General features: G+C 72.6%; 9 protein-coding genes and 1 pseudogene. 2 read left to right on the top strand and 8 right to left on the bottom strand.

Translation table 11 applies throughout. From position 1 onward, the window contains the following. Window positions 1–319 precede the first annotated feature (319 nt). A complete protein-coding gene (locus tag QK442_RS10175) occupies window positions 320–7,810 on the bottom strand; it encodes a LamG-like jellyroll fold domain-containing protein (RefSeq protein WP_282693542.1) in 7,491 nt (2,496 codons plus the stop codon). Window positions 7,811–8,439: 629 nt separating this feature from the next. Then, window positions 8,440–8,904 carry a CAP domain-containing protein gene (locus QK442_RS10170; RefSeq protein ID WP_071278467.1) on the bottom strand — a complete coding sequence of 155 codons (465 nt, stop codon included), beginning with the start codon at window positions 8,902–8,904 and terminating at the stop codon, window positions 8,440–8,442. A 474-nt stretch (window positions 8,905–9,378) separates the two neighbouring features. Between QK442_RS10170 and QK442_RS10165 the strand changes: the two genes are divergently transcribed. Beyond that, window positions 9,379–10,773 carry a hypothetical protein gene (locus tag QK442_RS10165; RefSeq protein WP_071278465.1) on the top strand — a complete coding sequence of 465 codons (1,395 nt, stop codon included), beginning with the start codon at window positions 9,379–9,381 and terminating at the stop codon, window positions 10,771–10,773. 859 nt (window positions 10,774–11,632) lie between these two features. Next, window positions 11,633–12,250, top strand: coding sequence for a class E sortase (locus QK442_RS10160; RefSeq protein ID WP_282693541.1), 618 nt, complete (start codon window positions 11,633–11,635; stop codon window positions 12,248–12,250). Window positions 12,251–12,825: 575 nt separating this feature from the next. On the opposite strand, the gene QK442_RS10155 is transcribed toward QK442_RS10160, so the two are convergent. From QK442_RS10155 to QK442_RS10130, 6 genes and pseudogenes are all read right to left on the bottom strand, one after another. Continuing rightward, window positions 12,826–13,494, bottom strand: a complete 669-nt coding sequence (locus QK442_RS10155; protein WP_282693540.1) for a peptidoglycan-binding domain-containing protein — start codon at window positions 13,492–13,494, stop codon at window positions 12,826–12,828. Between the two features lie 1,573 nt (window positions 13,495–15,067). Next, window positions 15,068–16,684, bottom strand: coding sequence for a sigma-70 family RNA polymerase sigma factor (locus QK442_RS10150; protein ID WP_177204290.1), 1,617 nt, complete (start codon window positions 16,682–16,684; stop codon window positions 15,068–15,070). Window positions 16,685–17,023: 339 nt separating this feature from the next. Further along, on the bottom strand, window positions 17,024–17,962 hold the full coding sequence (locus QK442_RS10145) for a hypothetical protein (protein ID WP_071278457.1): 939 nt from the start codon (window positions 17,960–17,962) through the stop codon (window positions 17,024–17,026). A gap of 263 nt (window positions 17,963–18,225) precedes the next feature. Then, window positions 18,226–18,570, bottom strand: coding sequence for a transposase (locus tag QK442_RS10140; RefSeq protein WP_079170882.1), 345 nt, complete (start codon window positions 18,568–18,570; stop codon window positions 18,226–18,228). Then, complete coding sequence (locus QK442_RS10135; RefSeq protein ID WP_143065877.1) at window positions 18,500–18,898, bottom strand: hypothetical protein; 399 nt, start codon at window positions 18,896–18,898, stop codon at window positions 18,500–18,502. Before QK442_RS10135 ends, QK442_RS10140 begins: the two co-directional genes overlap by 71 nt. Window positions 18,899–19,083: 185 nt before the next feature. Then, window positions 19,084–19,196 (bottom strand): annotated as a pseudogene (locus tag QK442_RS10130) (transposase); the annotation flags it as partial. Between the last annotated feature and the right edge of the window lie 44 nt (window positions 19,197–19,240).

Raw genomic sequence — 19,240 nt, 5'->3', positions numbered from 1 at the left:
ACGTACCGGACCTGTCCCCGGGCGGCAGGGGCTTCCGCACGGTGATGAAGGTTCTGCCCGCCCGCGTTCCATGCGGACGCTGTCGCGCTGCGTATGTCGGACCCGAGCCACCCCTTCGAGGGCTTACGAGGCCGCCGGTGTGGTGCGCTGGGAAGGGAAGCAGCCGGAGCCTGCCCGCACCGTGGATGCCAGCTCACTGTCCTCCGCCCCGGGGCAGCGGTCCGCCCGTGCGATTCGGGGATGCCGGGCGACCGCGGCGGTCCGCACCGGTGTGGTTCCCGGTGCTCCTGGACTGCCGCAGGAGCACCGGGACCGGAGATCAGTCCTCGACTCCGTAGTACTGGGCGAGGAAGCGGCGGATGTCGTCCTGGTGCGGCAGGAGTTCGGGCAGGTGCGCCGTGAGCGCGGTGCGTGTGGCGTCGGACAGTTCACCGAGGGAGCTGGTGGCGTGCCGGACGTAGGGGGCGAGCCTGCGTACGAGTTCGTAGTTGGAGGCGATGTCCACCCGGGCCAGGTCCCGTTCCAGCGGTGGTGCGTCGGCGCCCGGCACCGGTGGCAGGACGCGGGAGATGAAGGTGACCCGGTGCAGGACCCGCCAGCACGGTGGCTTGCGGTCGGACTGCCGGGTCTGGCGCAGTGCGGCGGCGCTGGGCGCGTTGGAGTCGGCGAGCCATACCGGGTCGACGACCTTGTGGAAGAAGTCGTCGAAGTTCCGGCCGGACTCGTGCAGGTAGAAGCTCATGAACCGGTAGGCGTCCACCTTGCCGGGTACAAGTACCGGCCTGCCCTGCGGGTCGAAGACCGCCTTGCCGTCCGCGTCGTACGCCTGGAGGTCACCGGAGGGCTCGCAGGTGACATCCAGGCCGTAGGAGCGCGACGCGTCCTCGCTCTTGGTGCGGGTGACGCTGTGGCTGCCGCCGATGCTCGCGTTGAGCTGCCCGGCGATCCCGACGCCGAAGACCGAGAAGCCGAACTCGACGCCCGCGGTGAGCATGTCCGTCACCGAGTACGAGCCGCCGGCGGTCTCGGTCATCGCGTCGGCGGTTGTGGTGGTCTCGGCGAAGAACCCGCCGTCGGCGGTCCACAGGTAGGTGTTGGCCAGGTCGCGGACCGCGAAGGCCGAGGCGGCTGAGCTGCTGGAACCCTCGCCGGCGGTGGTGTCGCGCGCGTCGCCGATCGGGCCGACGAAGCTCTCGGCGATCTTCTTCGCGCGTCCTGCCACCGGGTCGGACGTTCCGGTGCGGGTGGTGACGTTGTCGTAGTAGTCCTGGGTCTGCTGCTGCTGGCGCTGGATGGCCCGTTTCAGGGCGTACGCCTCCCGGGGTTTGAAGTAGCTGTACTCGCCGTACTGCAGGGCGTTGGGGTAGGCCGGGTCGAGCACCTTGCCGTGTTCGTCGAAGCCGACGCCGCCGTCCAGAGTGCCCTGTTTGGTGTACTGCGGGTTGATGGGGAAGGTGAGGATGTTCCAGTCGCGGGGGATGTCGGGGTTGGCCCGCATCCGGTAGGCGACCAGTGCGCCGCTGTGGGCCAGCCGCAGCGCGAAGACGTCGGCGGTCTGCGACTGGACCAGCGCCATGCCGACGTTGGCCGGCTGGTAGCGCCGGCCGAGAGCGGGGTTGAGGAGGCGCGCGGGGTCCTCCCAGTACCCGGCGAGGGAGACGGAGGTGGCGCGTTCGGTGTCGGTGGACTGGGCCAGGGAGGTCTCGTCGCTCCAGGTGTTGCTGAACTCCAGGGTGTTGTCGACGCTGACGACCGCGCCGCCCTCGACGGCCGGCTGGGCCGTGCCGATGCCCAGCGGGGCGGTGATGAGGAGGGTTTCGGCGTCGTACTCGTTCTGGAACGCCATCTGGAAGGCCGTGTCGACGCTGCGGTTCCGGGAGGAGGACAGGGACTCGGTCACGGAGTCCGCGGTGGTGAACGTGACGGCGGAGGCGCCCGCGTAGTCGCCGTCCTCACCCGTCAGGTTCTCCGAGGGCACCGGCGGCGCGCCCTCCAGGTAGCCGACGAGCTGAGGGTCGTACTGCACCTGGCTGACCCATTCCGACACCAGGTCGCCGACCTTGTAGCCGGTCACCAGAGCCCAGCGGCCGCTGTCGTTGAGATAGCTGTAGGCGCGCTTCATCACCCCTGCCGCCGAGCCGTCCGGCCGGTACTGCATGTCGGCGTACTCTGCGGTGGCCGGGGTCCCGGCGATCGTCTGGTGGAAGGCGGTGCGCACCCCGGAGATCGCGGAGCGGACGGCGGCGGTGTCGGTGGAGACCGGAGCGGTGGACAGGACGACGGTGGGCGGCGTGCCCGCGCCGACCTCCAGGTGGTTGCCGCGCAGTCCCAGGTCCCGCACCCGGGTGGCGCCGACGGCGGTGGAGTCCCGGTCGAACGGCCAGTAGCCGACCAGGTCCTCCTTGTCGCCCTTGAGGCGGGTGAAGAGGTTGTCGCTGATCTGCTCCGCGGTACGGGCGGTGCGCCAGACCCGCACTTCCTCCAGGGTGCCGTCCAGCGCCTCGGTGACCGCGGTGCCCGCGCGCCGGGCGCCCAGGGTGAACTGGCTCTGGGTGAAGGCGCCGTTCGCGGCCGGATGGTCGGGGGCGCCGGGGTCGAGGGGCTCGGTCGGCATCGGTGAGCCGTCCCGGTAGAGCCGGAAGCGGCTGCCCTGCGGGTCGGGGTTGCGCGTCCAGGTGGCACCACGCAGCCGCACGGCATGGGAGCCGGTGGTGTCGGTGCTGGTGTTGCCCTCGTTCTCCTCGAAGGTGAAGCGGGCCGCCAGGCCGCTGTCGCGAGGAGAGACGGCGGCGCCGATCGTGGCGGCCTCGCGGGCGGTGTTCCAGATCCGCACCTCGCCCAGGACGCCCTGGGCGGCGTACGGGCGGGGCCCGTCCCAGACCCGGCCCAGTTCCAGCGCGCCCTCGCCGCCGCCCGGTCCGCCACCGGTGTAGCGGGAGGTTCCGCAGGCTGCGCCGTCGATGTAGAAGGTGATGTCGTCCCAGGAGCGGACCTCCATGTCCTGGATCACGTCGACGGTCTCGACGGTGGTGGAGCCGTCCGGGTTGGTCAGGGTGATCTCCCGGGTCCCCTTCTGTTCGGCGGTCTCGCGGCCCGCCCGCCTGACCGCGGCGAGCCGGGTGAAGCGACCCACCGGCACGGTGGCGGAGGAGACGAACCGCCGGGCGGTGCCCCCGGCTTCCTCGAAGGCGAACTCCAGCCTGCCGTCGGGGCGTACCGACAGCTGGTAGGGGACGGCCGTGTCGTCGGAGCCGAGCCTGCCGCGGGTCACCAGGCCGTGGGTGATGCCGAGCCGGTCGAGTCGGCAGAACACCTCCAGGGTGAGGTCACCGGTCAGGTCCAGGGTGTCGTCGTTGTCCCCGTCCAGCCAGGCCGCGCCGTCGAGCCGCACCGCCCACGACTGCTCGAATGCGGCCGCCAGATGGGCCCACTCCCCGGCCGGGTGGACCTCGCGGCTGCGCACCGCGCGCTCGCCGACGCCGAAGACGACCCGGTATCCGGTCGCGTGGGCGTTCGCCTCGGTGGCGTCGCCGTGCCGGATGCCGTGCCGCCCGTGGCCGGAGGTGTCCAGGAGCTGGCCCGAGGTGGAGGTCCAGGACGCGAGCAGACCGGGCACGCTGCCGGTGACGTTCTGCCGCATCAGGTCGCGGAGTTCGGCGGCGGTGCGGGCCCGTCCCCACAGGCGCGGCTGGTCGATGGTGCCGCGCAGGCCGCGGGTGCCGTTGACGGCGCGGCCGAGGACCAGGGTGCCGGCGCCGGTGTACGGGGCCGTGGCGGTGCGGCGGGCCGTCTCCACGCCGTCGCGGTAGAGCACCTGGGCGCCGGTGGCGGGGTCGTAGGTGGCGGCCCAGTGGTGCCAGTCGGTGTCCGCGTAGGTGCCGGCGGTCTGCAGGTCCTCCCCGCCGCCGAGGCTGAAGAAGAAGGCGCCGGAGGCTCGGTAGCCCAGGGCGAGGCTCCTCCCGGCGGTGCCGGAGGAACCCTGCGCGGCCACGGTCTCCTCGGCGCTGTACCCCGCCGTGATGCGCCGCAGCCAGGTCTCGACGGTGAAGGGGCCGCCCGTCAGGTCGACTCGGTCCACCGTCACGTGGGCCGAGTCGGAGGAGAAGGCCACCGCGGACCGGAGGACGGCGTCCGTGAGCAGCAGGCTGTACGGCGCGTCCTCGCCGTTCGCGGCATGCACCAGGCGCGAGGTGCCCTCCATCGCGTACGGGTTGACCCACGCCTCGACGGTCACGTCCGAGGGGATGGCGGTCTGCTCCACCAGTTCGGGGGCGAGGCCGAGGTGCTGGGTGGCGCCGTCGAAGGCGAGCGCCCGGCCGGGGGAGGCGCCGCGCCAGCGGCAGCCGTGCCCGGCCACGGCCTGCGTGGCGGTGCCGTCGGCGATCCGGGCGTCCTCGTAGGTGGCCGCGGCGGTCACCAGCCGGGAGCCCCGGCGCAGGTCGGCACCTGGCCGTTCCGCCTCGGCCAGCCTCGTGTCGTAGCGCACCACCCGCACCGGGGAGCCCGGGGAGGGCAGGCAGGGGGCGTCGAGGTGGAGTTCGACCGCGCCGGCACCGGCGGAGGCGGTGAGGAGGCGGACGCCGTCGTCGGTGGCGAGGTAGGCGGGGGCGGCCAGCGGCTGCGCGAGCGGCGCGGCCAGGGGCAGGACGGTACTCGGCTCCGGTGGCGCGGCCGGGCCGGTCCGGGGGCCGGGGTCGGCGAGCACGCCGATCGTGGGAGGGTCGCCCTCCGGTGCGCCGGTGAGGACGTCGACGAGGGTGCGGGCGTGGCGCGGAAGCCCCCGCCACACCTCGCGCTCGCCGGGGCGGTCCAGGGTGAGGTCGCAGAGGGCGGGCTGCCCGGGGACCTCGCTGACCGTGACGGTGACGCCGCTCAGGTCGACGGAGGCGTCCCAGGCGGTGAGAAGCAGCCCGGAGGCACCGGAGCCGAGGACCTTGCTGCCGCGTACCACGCGGGTGTCGTAGTAGGCCGCGAAGAACTGCCCGTTGAGCCCCCGGAAGTAGAGCGCGACCTGACCGGTCGAGCTGTCCATCAGGAACGGCGCATCGGCGGTGCGGGCGAAGGCGAGGAGGCCGCCGCAGACCGTCAGGCCGGTGGGGTCGGTGCCGAGGTGGACGGCGGGCACCACCACGTCGTCGGCCCCGGCCATACCGGCGGTGAGCAGGGCCAGTTCGTCCTCGGCGGCGCTCAGCGCGTCCCGCCGGGTGGTCAGCTGGAGGTTGACGGCGTCCAGCTGCTCCTGGGCCGCGAGCTTAACGTCCAGCGCGGCCTGAAGCCGGGTGAGGTCGTCGCGTGCCGTTGCCACGGCGGTGTCCGCGCCCGAGCGGGACCCGAGCGACTCGATCTCGCACCTGCCCTCGCTGCCGGAGAGGACCGAGTCGGTGTACTGGCGGATCCGGTTGTACTCGCTGCCGTAGCGCAGCGCGAGAGTCTTGCCGCTGTGGCGGGCGACGAGACGCCAGACGTTTCCCGCCAGCCGGGTCAGGGTGAGCTGCTCGCTGGTGTAGTCGGTGGTGGTGGTCGGGTAGAGCTCGATGTGCGCCTGGTCGTTCGTCGCCGCGTTGTAGACGTTCAGGCGGTAGGCGCGGTCGTAGGTGTACACGTAGTACTGCGGCCGGCCGTTGTGGGTGAGGCCGCTGTGCTCGATCTTCCAGACGGAGCTGGTCTGCGTGCTGCTGCCGCCGACCACGGACTCGCCGAGGGTGAGCCGGTTGTTCAGGGCCTGTACGGCGTAGCGCCCGACCGAGTTGTTGAAGAACATGCGCACCGACGTCCAGTCGGTCGGGTCGTAGCGCAGGGTGTCCCAGCGTGCCTGGGCCGTGTCGAGCGTCTGCTGTGCGGACGTCACCTGGTTCCGGGTGGCGGCGAGGTCGGCGCAGCGGGCGGCCAGCGGGGGGACCTGCGGTTCCAGGGCGGCGATCTCGTTGCGCAGCGTCTGGATCCGCTGCTCCAGCAGGCTCTGCCGCTCCAGCCCGGTGTCGGCGGCGTCCGTCCCGATCTCGGGCAGGATCACCACGTCGGCGGTCTGCGCCAGCCTGCCGTCCACGCCGACTCCGAAGTCGAGGGTGGCGAGGCAGGGTTCGGAGTGCGGGTCGGCGGTATCGCGGGTGGCGCAGGCCAGCAGGACGCGGGCCTGGCTCTTGACCGGCTTCGCCGCCGCGTCGTAGCCGCAGGCCCGCGCCTCCTGCTGGTGGTAGAGGACCGCGGAGGGCGCGGAGACCGGTTCCCGGTTGGCGAAGGTGAAGCTGTCGCGCCGGATGCCCGCGTGGTCCCCGATCGGAGCGGTGGAGGTCTCCCAGCTCACCTCACCGGTCAGAGCGGCGTGGCGGGCGGCGTCGGTCTGGTCGTACGCGATACTTCCGGCGCCCCCGTCGAACCGGTAGTACGCCACCAGGCCCGGCTCGTCGCCGACCAGCCGGTGGCCGAGGTCCTCGCGTATCTCGGCGGGGCCGAGGGCGCGGTCCCAGACCCGCAGCTCGTCGAGGGCGAAGCCGCCCTCGGGTACGGTGCCGCCGATGACCGCCTCGCCCGCAGCCTCCCCGGGGAAGGCGAACGCGCCGCTGCCGCAGGGCGTTCCGTCGAGGTAGAGGGTCGCGGTGCCGTCGGCGTACGTGGCCGTCAGATGGGTGTACCGCCCGGCCGGCAGCGGCTGTGTTCCGGTCAGTTCGCTGTCGCCGGCGCGCAGCCGCGGGCAGCCCTGGTCGGTGAGCTCCAGCGTGTAGCCGTTCGTGAGGAGCGTGGTGGCGGCCTGCCGGGCCGGGTTCACCCACGCCTGAACGGTGAACTCCGGTCCGCGCGGCATCGTGCCCACCATGCCCTGGGCCCCGGCGGCGGCCAGCCGCAGCGCCGTCTCCCCGAATCCCGACTCGGAGCGCACCGGTACCAGCGGCGCCCCGGTGAACGGGCACGGGCCGGCACCGCGTTCGTACACGGCGCCTTGGTAGCGGGGGTCGGGACTGGTCCAGGCACGGTTGCCCTGGGTGGTGAAGAGCCCGTCGGCCGAACGGTCCACGCTGAACGCGTCCATACGGCCCGTGACGGTGTTCCAGGCGAAGAACTGCCAGCGCTGGGCCCCCGCCACGCTGGTCGGCACCAGGACCGCCGCGAACCGTCCCTCGCTCAGGTTGCGGACGAAGCCGATCGCCTGGGTCGGCTCGTAGAACGGCTTGCCCTCCATGTCGGAGGCGCCGAGGCTGTCCTTGGCGGAGCCGGGACGGTGCTTCATCCGACTGCGCCGGTAGCGGGTCTCGCGCACCGGTTTCAGGATGCCGCCCACCATCAGGAAGCGGTCGCAGAGCAGCAGGCCGTCCACGAGCGGGGGCTCGGTCCCGGCGGCCGACGCCGCCCCCGGCGTGACCTCGCGCACCGCGTCGGGGTGCCCGGCGGCGATGGACTGCCGCAGAACGATCACGTGGGTGCCGTCCGAGAGCACCTGGAAGGGAACATCGGCGGTCAGCCGGGCCGTCGAGGAGAGGAACGCGTTGGTCTCCTCCGGGTCCAGCACCTGACCCGGATCCGCCTCCGCCCGGCCGCCCTTCTTCACCCGGGGCATCGTCACGGTGCCGAGCGCCGCGTAGCCGACCCGGTTCAGCTCCTGCGGGAAGGAGAGTTCCCTTGGGTTCTCGCTCCAGTAGGCCGCGTCCGTGTCACCCCGCGCGGGGTCGTATCCGTCGAGTGCGAGCACGCTGTAGACGATCCGGCGCTGATCGTCCATCGCGAAGGCCAGTGTGGTGCCCTGGTGCCGCACCGCCGTCGTCCGTGTGTACCTGCGATCGCTGTAGACCTTCACGCGGCTGTCGCTGATGTCCAAAGGGGTTCTCCCGGCATGACGAAGGCCCGCACCCTGTGCGCGGGCCGTCCATGACGGTAGGGAGTCGGCCATTCCCTCTCCAGGGCGTGAACCGGCCACGGCCACCGGCTCCAGGTGTCCGTCCTCCACGACGAACCCTCCCGCCGACTGCACGGAGGGTCTTCTCAGGTGTGTCGCGGGCCGTTCAGGAGCCGACCGGGAGCGGCGTGAATCAGTCCTCTTCTGCGCCCGGCCTCGGTCCCTTCGCTCACTCCGGGCCCTTGCCCCCCTCGCCTATCGCGCAGATGAGCGGGATTCGGGCGTTTGATTCGCCGGCTTTCGAGCCCTGGTCGGGCATCGTCAGGCCGCGGCGGCGGGTAGCTCCGGATCCCCGCACCGCGGGCGCGGGCTCGTCCGCGGCGCGACTCCGGTGGGGCCGCCGCACGGCACCGGCCTTGTCTCCGATACAGCTCGACTGCGGACTTCGGCGTCATGCGGGTTCGCCCCCGACCGCCCGGTGGGGCCGCCGCACCGGCACGCTCGCGGGCCGGGCGCCTCGACGCCGTCCGCGGCGGTCTTCCTCCCGCCCTCGGGCCGCCGCACTCGCCGGTGCGGCGGCCCGAGGGCGGGACTTGCTGGCTGCGGTGCTGTCAGGTGGCGGGAGTGGGCAGTGGGACGGTGGGGTCGGGCCGGTTGACGTTCGCCTTGAACGCGCCGGGGACGTTCCCGGTCGGGCCGAAGGCGACCGTCAGCTCGTACGGGAAGCCGCTGGGGCTACTCGACTCGCAGGTGTCGGCGAACCCGACGCCGATCGTCGTGACCTCGTTCCACACCATGAGGGTGAAGTTGCCGGCGCTGAAGTCCGACATGGTGCCCGAGTCGTAGTCGTATCCGGTCCTGGTCTCGTACCAGGCGTCGACGTAGAGTTCAGGGTTGCTGTAGACGCCCGCTGCCACGTTCGTCAGGTAGGGCGGGCTGCTGGAGGCCACGGGCCTGCCGGTGCACTGCCGGGCGCGGTCCGCCGCGATGCCGTTCAGGTTCTGGTCCAGGGTGACCGGCGGGGCGTGGTGGCGGGCACGGTAGGCGTTGATGCGCTCCAGTACGGCCTGCTCCATCGAGACTGCCTGGGCCGCGCGAACCGCGGGACGCTCAGGTGCGGTCTGCGCGGCCGACGGGCCGGCCAGCAGGGCGGGTAGGACAACCGCCGCGGCGACGACTGCGGCGCAGAGCGGTACGACTTTGCGAGCCGCACGAGAGGTGGAAGAGGGAGCGGGCGAGGCCGCAGCCTTGATCACGTTCATGGGCTCATGGTGGGCCACGGCGAGGGCGGACCGGGCTGGACAGGGGCGAGGTTCAGCCGTTCGGGCGCATCGACGGCCTGCCTCGACCGTGCCCGGCCCGGGGGCTCGGGGTGGGGTACGGACGCTGGGCGCTGAGGGCCGCCCGGAGCACGAGGAGGGGGCTGGACTCCCTCGGTGGCGGATCCCCCCGCCCCAGAAGATAACGAGATGGCAACGGCGTGCGAGGGTGCGGCCGGCTCCTGCTCTTACGGGGTGAAGCACACTCCGAGCAAGGGGAGCACAGAGCACATGCGCACCAGAATCGCCAGGGTCCTCGCCGCCACGGCATCCCTCACCGCGCTTGCGGTCGGGGCCTGGGCCACGCCGGCCGCGGCGGACGACGCCAAGGAAGGCCGCGTCCTCGTCGTCATGGCCGACTTCTCCGACCGGGCACACCCCGACCCCGCCGTGATGCGGGCGAACGCCGTCGACAAGTACTTCGGCGCGGGCGAGTCGCTGAACACGTACTTCAGTCAGGTCTCGCGCGGCCGGTTCACCTTCGTACCCGCCGTCAAGGAGAAGGTCCTCGGTCCGCTGACCCTGCGGCAGAAGGCTGGCTGCACTGACCTCAGGGGAATCCGGGAGGACATCGAGGCACAGGTCACCGCCAAGGGCCTTGAGCGGAAGAGGGACTGGGACAATCTGTCCATCATCCTGCCCCGCCTCGGCTGCTACTGGTCCGGCATGGGCTCCATCGGCGGCCGCTACACCTGGCTGAACACCGGCAACAACGACGTCTCCGAGACCACGATCCGCCACGAGTTCGGCCACAACATCGGCTTCGGCCACCAGGTCCGCTTCACGTGCAAGAACGGCAACCTCGTCGACTGCGGGGAGCGCGCCGCCGTCGCGGGCAGGTCCCCCATGGGTGGCAACGGAGAAGCCGGCCTGTCCGCCAACCAGCTGATCCGCATGGGCTGGCTGGAGACCGCGGAGCACCGGCGCGTCACCGGCTCCGGGACCTTCAGCCTCAAGCCTCTCTACGGCTCCCAGAAAGGCACCCGCGCGCTGGAGATCCCGATGGGGAACAAGGAGAGCCTGCTCCTTGAATACCGCCGCCCGTCCGGCTCCCTGGACAAGGACTTCGACAGCGTCTTCGCCTACCGCGTGACCGACGGCAACTACCACACCGCCGTCCCCATCGTCCTGTCCACGACCGGCCGCCACGCCGGCATCATCACCCTCCAGGACAACGCCAGCAAGGTCACCATGAAGGTCACCGGCCGCACCGCCGACGCCGCGACCGTCACCGTCTCCCTCGACGGGAAGGCCCCGGCCGCCGGCGCCGCCCCGAGCGTCGCTGTCGCACCGGAGGAGACGGCCGAGGGCGTCGCTGCCCTGGAGGTGACGGACCCGGCCGTCCCGACCAGCCCCACCGACCTCGACGAGAGCGGCACCGACTCCGCACACGAGCACGGCACACAGGGCGAAGCGGGGCAGGGAGCCACACCGTCCTCGACAGAGATCCCGTCCGCGAAGGCCGGCTCCGCCATGGGCCTCCCGGGCCGGAACCTCGCCTCGACGGGCAGCGACGGCACGGTGCTCACGCTGACCGCCGTCGGCGGCACCGTGCTCCTCCTCGGCGGGGCGTTCGCCGGGACCCGCTACACCCGCTCCCGGCGCAGGGCCTCCCAGGGCCACTGACCGGACACCGCTCCCCGCACGCCCGGGCACCGCGGCGCCGCAGACCCGGGCCGGCCCCGACCGGGCCGTCACCCCCATCCCGCCGGGACCGACCCGGCCGAGTCTCCGGAGGACCCTCCTCATGACCATGCCGCATCCGGAGGAGGCCGCGTACGGGTTCGGCGCACCGGCGACTCGGCAGCCGTACCCTCCCGTACCGTCACCGGACGCCTGGTGGGTCCGGGAACCACCGCTGTTGCCGGACGGCTGGGACACCTCCGCACCGCCCCAGCCGTCCGGGGCCTGGCACAGCGGCGAGCCGCTCCCGTCACCGGACGGCTGGTACGTTCAGGAACCGCACTGGTCGCGGGACGACTGGTACGTTCACCAGCCTCCGGCGTACCCGTCGGCTCCGCACCCCTCCCCGTGGCCCGGCCGGCCGGCCTCCTCCGACCTTGAGACGTACCCACCGCACCAACCGGCCGACGCGTACGCCCATCAGCCGCCGCCGGACACCTGGGACACTCCGGTACCACCCCAGCCTTCCGGCATCTGGTACAGCCACGAGCCGCTCCCGTCACCGGACGGCTGGTACGTTCAGGAACCGCAGGCGTATGCCCCGGCCCCGTCGGCCCACGAGTGGACGGCCGGCTCTGGCGAGGAGGACTTCGGGACACCGCTCCCGCCGCAGTCGGCTCCGGAAGCGGAGCCGGCGCCCTCTGAGAGGGGGGAGACGTCCCCTTCGCGACGGGCCGGGGCCCGGCGGGCGGCGGCCCCTGGCGCCGGTTCGGGGAGACGCCGGGCCGCGCGACGTCCGACGGGCGCCGGGCGCCGCCGCAAGCGGTCGCCCGCCGCGCATGCCGCCCGGGCCGCGAGCACGGTGCTCGTCACGTCCGGGCTGGCGATGGTGCTCTTCGTCGTCCACCAGGTGTGGTGGACCAACGTCCAGGCTCGCGCGGAGGCCGACGAGGCGCTCTCGAAGCTGGAACGGACGTGGAGCGATGAGGCACCGGACTCACAGACGGAGGACGGGGCGGGGGAGTTCGCGCCGGGCGAGGGCTTCGCGATCATCCGCATCCCGAAGCTGGACCTGGCCTTCCCGATCGCCGAGGGCGTCGGCCTGGAGCAGGTGCTCGACAAGGGCCTGGTGGGCCACTACCCGGGCACGGGGATGCCTGCCGACTCCGTCGGGAACTTCGTGCTGGCCGCGCACCGGAACACGCACGGCGAGCCGTTCCGGGAGATCGGCAGACTGGCGCCCGGGGACCGGATCGTGGTGGAGACCGCGACCGTCTCGTACGGCTACGAGGTGGCCGGCCGCATCCCGGAGACGCCCCCCACCGACGTGAGCGTCCTCCGGCTGATCCCCGGCGGGTCGCCCTTCTCCGAGTCCGGCCGTTACATCACCCTGACGACATGCACGCCCGAGTTCAGCACCCGGGGGCGTCTGATCGTCTTCGGCAAGCTCGTCGAGGAGCGGCCGAGAGCCCGGATGTGACCGTCCCGGACAGGGGCCCTGGGTCCGGCGTGGGACCCGGCCGTCGCCGTTCGCGGGACCCGTCGGCACGGCGGCTCGTCACTACGACGGCCTCAGTACGGCGGCACGGCGGTCCTCTATGGGGAGCGGCGGGTGCCTCGGCCTCCCGCCCTGTCATCGGCACCTGGACGGTGCGCGCCGCCTCCGAACGACCACAGGGCCGAACGCGACCCAGGCGCCCGGCGGACCGGGTGATCGAGGGAGCGGGGCGTCCGGAGGGAGGCGGGGGATCGCGTGGCCCGTCGTCATTCTCTGCCGGGGCTCGGCTGGAGGATCCTGCCACCTGTGAAGAGATAGGGCGCGTCGCGCGAACGCGGCACGGCCGATCGCGCGGGAGCCGCTCCGCGTCCTGGCCGCGAACTCGATCGGACGAGGAGGACGCGCAGCCGGAACACGGCCACGCCTGCCCGTCGGGGAGAACCCGGCCGCCGCGCGGGGACTTCGCCCGGCGGCCGGGCCTGACCGTCTGGCTGGAGCTGCGCACGGGGAGGGGAGGATCCCGGCCCTCACGGCCGGCGTGCTCCCACGCCGGGGAGTCAGTAGTCGCTGACGTCGGGTACCTCGGTGCGCAGGGCGGCCCGGGTGGAGGGCCCGTACCGGCCGGACGGGTCGGCCGTGATGCGACGGGTCCGCTGGTAGGTGGCGACCGATTCGGTCACGCGCTGGTGATAGACGCCGTTGATCCGACCTTCGTACAGGCCGAGTGCCCGTAGCCGGTACTGCAGGTCGGCGACCTCGGGGCCTGTGGCCCCGCAGCACAGGCCGGTGGGAGCGGGCGGGGACGATTCCGGGTCCGCCCCGCCACCGGACGGACACGGCGCCCCGGGAAGGTGCGGCACGGTACACCGTGCGGCACCCCCGCCGGTGACGGTGGGTGTAGCGGTGACGGTGGGTGTAGCGGTGACGGTGGGTGTAGCGGTGACGGTGGGTGTAGCGGTGACGGTGGGTGTAGCGGTGACGGTGGGTGTAGCGGTGACGGTGGGCACGGGTGTCCGGGGGAGCACGGAGGACGAGTCCGAGGCCGGGGAGGTGGGGGCAGCGCTGGGGAGGGACCCGTCCTCGTCGACCGGGTCCAGCCAGCTGCCGGAGGGCGATGCGATGGGTGCGGCGGTCGGCCCGGCGACCGGGATCGAGGGCACCACCGACGGCACCGCCTGCCGCTCGGTGCCGTCCGTCCCGACCATGGCACCGGCAAACGCAGTCACGCCCGCCACCGCCGCCAGCACGATCACGGCGCCCGCGATCCTGGCCGACCGGCTCAGGCCCACGCCCTGGCGCGCCGTCGGCGCACTCCGGTCCGAGCGTTGCGTCCCGGGCGGAGCGACGGCAGCACGCGTGCCGTGGCCGACCGCGCGCAGAACAAGAGTGTCTTCCCCGGGCGGGCCGGAAGGCCGTGCGGCCGCGGGGGTTTCCCAGGGACCCGCCGACCCCTCCAGGGCGTGCGCCGGGGACGCTGGAGCCTCGGGAGGCGCCGCGCACGGATCGGGTGCCGGCCGCTGCGGCACTGTCCCCTGCATGATCCCCCACACCGGACCGGAGGCGGGTCTCCGGGGGCCGCCCTGCCCCGGGTGGGGGGCGGTCGTCGTGTCCGCGGCCGACGCGTCGTGCGGAGGCAGGTCGACGTACCGGCGCACCCGTGTCCATGCGAACGGCTCGGTGTCGTCGTACCCGTCCGCGTGGGCGTGGGCGTGTGCCGTGGCGCAGGAGCAGTTCGCGTCCCGAGGCGTTGGGGCGGCGCCGCAGTGTGGGCAGATCGGTTCGGACACTTTCGTGCGTCCTCTTCTCGCAGGTTTTCCGTGGGAGCGTTCCGGCCGGGGCTGTGGCCCGGCCGTTTCTGTCCCGGGGACGTCGTTCTCGTGTTTCCGTAGGGCGGGGCCAGCGGGCCGGCTGCGGGCTGGTGTCCGCGTGGCTTCCGGTTTCGCACCGCGCCGGATACCGGACGGCGGGCCGGACGGGGGCGAGGGAGGTCACGGCGGCCGGTGACGCCGCGATGTCCGTGGCCATCTCGACCATGGCGACCCACCAGTCCCGCGAGTGACCGAGGCGGTGCCGGACCGGGAGGTCCGGCGCCACGACCACCGAGCGGTTCTCAAGCACCCCTTCCGCCACGCCGGGCGAAGCCGCTCCCGCCGCATCCGCCCACTGCGCCGCGGACGCCGCCGCCACTCCGGCAACCCGCCTCGGACCGAGCCTCATGACGCTCCGCACTCCCTTGTCTTGCCGCCCTTCACCGGGAAGAGCAACGAGACACCCGGACCCTCCCGGCATTTTGCCTTTCCTTTACTGAAGGAGAGTGCGCTGGCCTGGTGCCCGGCCGGATCGACCGAGACCGCACTTGGTGAAGAGTCAGCAAAGATGGAGGAATGGTGGCATTCGAACGCATCTCCCCTGGTATGACCCGTAGCCGCCGTCGGAGACGGCCTCGCCGCCCCGAGGGCGGACGGCTGGCGGCACTCGACGACCGGAGGAGCTTCCGATGAACGACGCAGGAATCAACCCCCTGCACGCCTTACCCCGGCCCCGTGGCGCGGGGCGCGGCCGTGGGGAGCCTCTCGCAGACCGGCGAGGCGACCGAAGCGGCGCGGAAGGCCGCCCCGCCGCCTTCCGCCCCGGCGGCCGCGCGCGGAGGCCGCAGGCGGGGCACCCGCCGGGCGCACTCTCGAAGGCTCGGAGCGCGCCCGGCCGGCTTCCATCTGACCGTGCCCCGGCAGCCGGGGATTCCGTTGTGCCCGCGGCCCGTACGGGATCCTTCACGGCCGGGTGCCGCGGCCCGTCGGGTCACCAGTCGGTGCGGAAGTGCAGGGACGGGGAGAGGTAGTAGTGGGGGGACGTGGCGATCAGCGAGTCGTGCGCCTCGCCCCGCCCGGCCGGGGCCCACTCCTTGAGGCCGAGGTACATGTTGTCACTGGTGAAGATCCCCGCGGTGCCCTTGTCGTCGTGCCGGTTGATGGTCCACACCTGGAGGGGGTCGGCGGGGTCGCAGACCACCTGCCGCACGGGGGCGCCGGCGGCGGTGGTGCCGGTGTGGGAGAGGCACAGGCCCGTACCCGCGTTCCTGAGCATCACCCGGCGGCGCTTCTCCTGCGGAGTGACGTCCCACTCCTGGTAGGTCACGCCGGTGCACGCCGCCTCCCGCGGCTGCGTCCCGGCGGCCGTGGAGCCGCCCGGGATCTCCATGCACAGCCCCGTGGCGTCGATCCGCAGCCGGGTGCGGTCGCCAGAGCGTGCCGAGGTAGCCACCGCGGAGGAGCCGGCGGTCTTCCCCAGGGAGCGGGACGAAGGAGAAGGCGGGGGGGTGGAGGCTGAGGTGGGAATGGGGCTGGTGCTACCGCTCGGGGCAGGGGCGGCCGTCGATATGGACGCCCCGGGGCCGAGGCTCCCCGGCAGCCCGGTGACTTCCCGGACGGCGGGCGGGGTGGCTCTGTCCGGGCCGTCCCACTGGGGGGCGGCCAGATAGACCAGGGCGCCGATCGCCGTCACGGCCGCCAGTGACACCCCGGCGAGGTGGGCGGTCGGCAGACCAGCCGCCGCCCCCGAGCCGCCGGCCGCCGCACCTCCGCTCCCCGCAGCGGCTGTGGCAGCGGCTGCGGCGCTGGAGGAGAGGTACTTCTCGGCGCCCCACAGCAGCACGGCGCCGGGCAGCACCAGCCGCAGCCGGGAGTTGAGCTCCGTCAGGTCGCGGAACGCCCTGCGGCAGGAGCGGCACTCGCCCAGGTGCCGTTCCAGGCGCCGACCGGCTGTACGGCGCCCCCGGCGCACCGCGGCGGCAAGCAGCGGACCGTGCCGACGGCATTCGTGCGAGGCCCGTGGGCCGTGGGCGTGCTCCGACAGGTACGCCTCACGCAGCCCTTCCCTGGCCCGTTCCGCCAGCGACCAGACCCCACTCGCGCTCAGCCCCAGCATGGTCCCCACCTGCTGGGCGCTCTCCTGTTCCACGACGGTGTGCCAGAGCACGGCCTGCCAGCGCTCGGGCAGCGCGCGGAAGCCGCGCAGGACCAGGTCGCCCTCTTCATCGCGCAGGGCGAACTCCGCCCCGTCCTGGGCGTACGGGGCGGTCTCCTCCCAGCGCTCGACATCCTCCGTCAGCTCGGACCGCCGGGCCGTGGCGGTCCAGGCCATCGCCGTACGCCGGACCACCGTCAGCAGGTAGGGCCGCCAGGGCCCCGTCGGCCCGCCGCCCGACCGCACCGCCTCCAGCGTCCGGGCGAACGCCTCGGCCGCGAGGTCCTCGGCGGTGTGCGTGTCCCGGCAGCACGAACGCGCGTAGGCCAGCACCGCGGACTGGTGGCGCACGTACAGCTCCGCCATCGCCGCCTGCTCCGAACCGCCGCGAATTGCTTCCGCCAGCTCCTCGTCCGAACGGTCTTCCATCGAGGGCCCCGCGTACTCAGTCATGATGCTCCTGAAACTCGGCCGGACGGCGTGAAATCGCGGGGTCCGGAAGGTCCCGGCGGCAGCCCCGGTCGAGGGGTCGGCAACCGGTCGTCCCCGGCACGACCAGCCGGAGTTCATGAATCCGGAAGGCGTCGTCTGGCAAGAATAGACATGCGTTCTACAGATCAGGCGCCTGCGATTTCCCGCAGACGCGGACAGATGCGCGGCGACGGGTCACTCGCCGCCAGATCCGGCAACCGTCGGCCGAGCCCCGAGCCCCGAGCCCCGAGCCGCTCGGGGCGCCCTCTGCCGGGACCATGGCCACGTCGGACCGACGCGGAGGATAACGGGACCGGCCGTTCAGGTCCTATCGGTCGGCCCGGTGCCCCCACAGCGGCGCCGCAGCATGAGCACGCCCCCGCCCGCTCCGAGCAGGAGCACTCCCAACCCGGCGTGGACGCCTGTGTCGCTCGCACCGATCCGCGCGAGTTCGCCGCCCGGACGGCCGCGCTCGTGTTCCATGGGACTCGGCGCGACAGGGTTCGTGCCGGGCTGCGGTTCTCCGCCCTCGGGAACGGACGGCGTCGGAACCGTCGGCGAGGGTGTGGCCGGTCCCGCCGGTCCCGCCGGTCCCGCCGACCCGGCGGGGGAGGGGGCCGAGGGAACCGGAGCGGCCGGTGTGTCGGCCGACGGGTCCGGCTCCGGCGTCTGCCGGGGGACGCAGTCCCTGGTGCCCCCGTTCCACGCGGCGATCAGCCGCTCCTTGATCACTGGCCGGTCGGGCCCCTGGGGCAGCGGGCCGTGTCGCCTCCCGTCTCGGGCGTCGAGGAGCCCGTCGTACACGACATCGTCCCGGTACAGGTCCACCTGCCCGAAGCAACCGGCGTCCGGCACGGCGATCCGAAGCACTCCCGTGGCTTGGCCCGCGACGGTGATCGTGTCCCAGTCGTGGAAGACCTGGAGTCCGGAGGACTTCCAGGTGGCGCCGTGCGTACGGTACGAGGCCAGCGAGGCGACGCAGGTCTGGCGTCCGGCCGAGCGGACCCGGACCCGGACGGTGCCGTCCTTGCCGGACTTCAGGCGGGCGGGCCCCAGCTTCACCTGTCCCCGCCAGACGACGCCGTCCACGGAGAACTCACAGGCGCCAGCGGGGGACACCACGCCCGCGCCGTCTCCCGGTTCGTAGCCCGCCGCGTCCCCGGCCTCCCAGCCCCGGCCCGGCGGGGGGCCGTCGGCCCGGGCGGTGCCGGAAGCGCCGGCGAGCAGGCGCAGAGACAGGCGGCGTCGCGGGTCGTTCATGGACTTCCCCATCCTTTTCTCGTCAGGGTGTTCACCACGACCGATGCGCTCGCCTTCCACACCTCCTGCGGATTTATCGAACCGTTATTCGTTGCCGCCGAGGTGGAAGGAGGTTGCCGGCGCCAGGAGGCGCAGTTATGGGGCAAATAGCCTGAACGCCATGAATCGGTTGAGGTGACGTCGGAGGCGACCATCAGTGACGGCGGCCATGACAAGCGGCTCTGATCCACTTGTTGTGGAGCGGTTACGAAGGGTGATGGCGCTCAGTCTGCGGGGAGGATCCGTCGACGAAGCAGCTCGAACCCGGCCCGACCGTACCCGTCCCTCTTGATCCGCTTCGCTCTGTTGACGTTGCCCTCGACCTTGCCCGAGCTCCACTCCAGGGTGAGTCCGGCGGTGACGGTGTCGAAGTCCTGCCGCAGGCCACGGGCCAGACTCCGTAGCGGCTTCAGCCCGGTGTTCTCGGCGCGGGTGAGCCAGTCGTCGAGTTCGCTGCCTCGACGCTCGGTCACCATCCGGGCGAAGTCCCTCACGCAATCAGCGACAGATTCCAACTCTGGGCAGCGGGCTAGGAGGTGCTTGCGCCTGGGCGCGTTGCTCTCGTCGATCTTGTCGGGGCGCGGTGATCAGCCAGGTGGCTTTCCGGACCGTGAGCTCCTTGGGCTTCTCGGGTGCGGGTTTGCCGCTGGCGCGAAGCTGTTCCAGGTGACGGCGGACAGTCCGCTTGCTGCCGAGGTAGCCAAGCTCGGTGATCTCGGCGTGGAGCCGGGCGGCGTCCGTGCAGCCTTCGTTCCAGCGCCGGTGCAGGTAGGGCGAATAGGCGTGGATCTGGCCGTAGCGGCGGGAGCCGGTGCCAAGGGATGCGTCCTCGGGGGTGGCGGCGTGCGCGTAACGGCGCACGGCCTTCGTGTCGAGGCCAAGAGTCTTGGCGATCACTTTGATCTCAGGCCCTTGTCGTACAGGACGTGCACCGCGGAGTGCCGCTCGCGTCGCTTGATCACGCGGAGCCCCTCCATGACTTCCGGTACGTCGTCGACCTCCGTGATGGCGGTGTCCGCGGTCGAGCCTCCGGTGAGCTCGGCGAGGCACTTGCGGTGCTGAGCGACGCACTTCTCGACGGCCTCGCACAGGTTCTTCCACAGATGGAAGCGGTCACCGCGACCTGGACGGCATCAGGGCAGGCGGAGCGGACGGCCTCCGCGTAGGCGCTGGCGCGTTCCCGACAGACGATCTCTCAGAGCAGCCACCGAGGCCGGGTACATGACGGCTGTCACCGAG

This window comes from Streptomyces sp. CC208A (assembly GCF_030010625.1).
Taxonomy (GTDB): domain Bacteria; phylum Actinomycetota; class Actinomycetes; order Streptomycetales; family Streptomycetaceae; genus Streptomyces.
The sequence above is the reverse complement of the archived record's forward strand: the minus strand, read 5'-3'. Positions and strand labels throughout refer to the sequence as shown.

Coding starts and splice junctions, on each gene's coding strand:
- QK442_RS10165 (WP_071278465.1), top strand. CDS start 9,379: ATGCGCACCAGAATCGCCAGGGTCCTCGCCGCCACGGCATCCCTCACC.
- QK442_RS10145 (WP_071278457.1), bottom strand. CDS start 17,962: ATGAACGACCCGCGACGCCGCCTGTCTCTGCGCCTGCTCGCCGGCGCT.
- QK442_RS10150 (WP_177204290.1), bottom strand. CDS start 16,684: ATGACTGAGTACGCGGGGCCCTCGATGGAAGACCGTTCGGACGAGGAG.
- QK442_RS10170 (WP_071278467.1), bottom strand. CDS start 8,904: ATGGAGCAGGCCGTACTGGAGCGCATCAACGCCTACCGTGCCCGCCAC.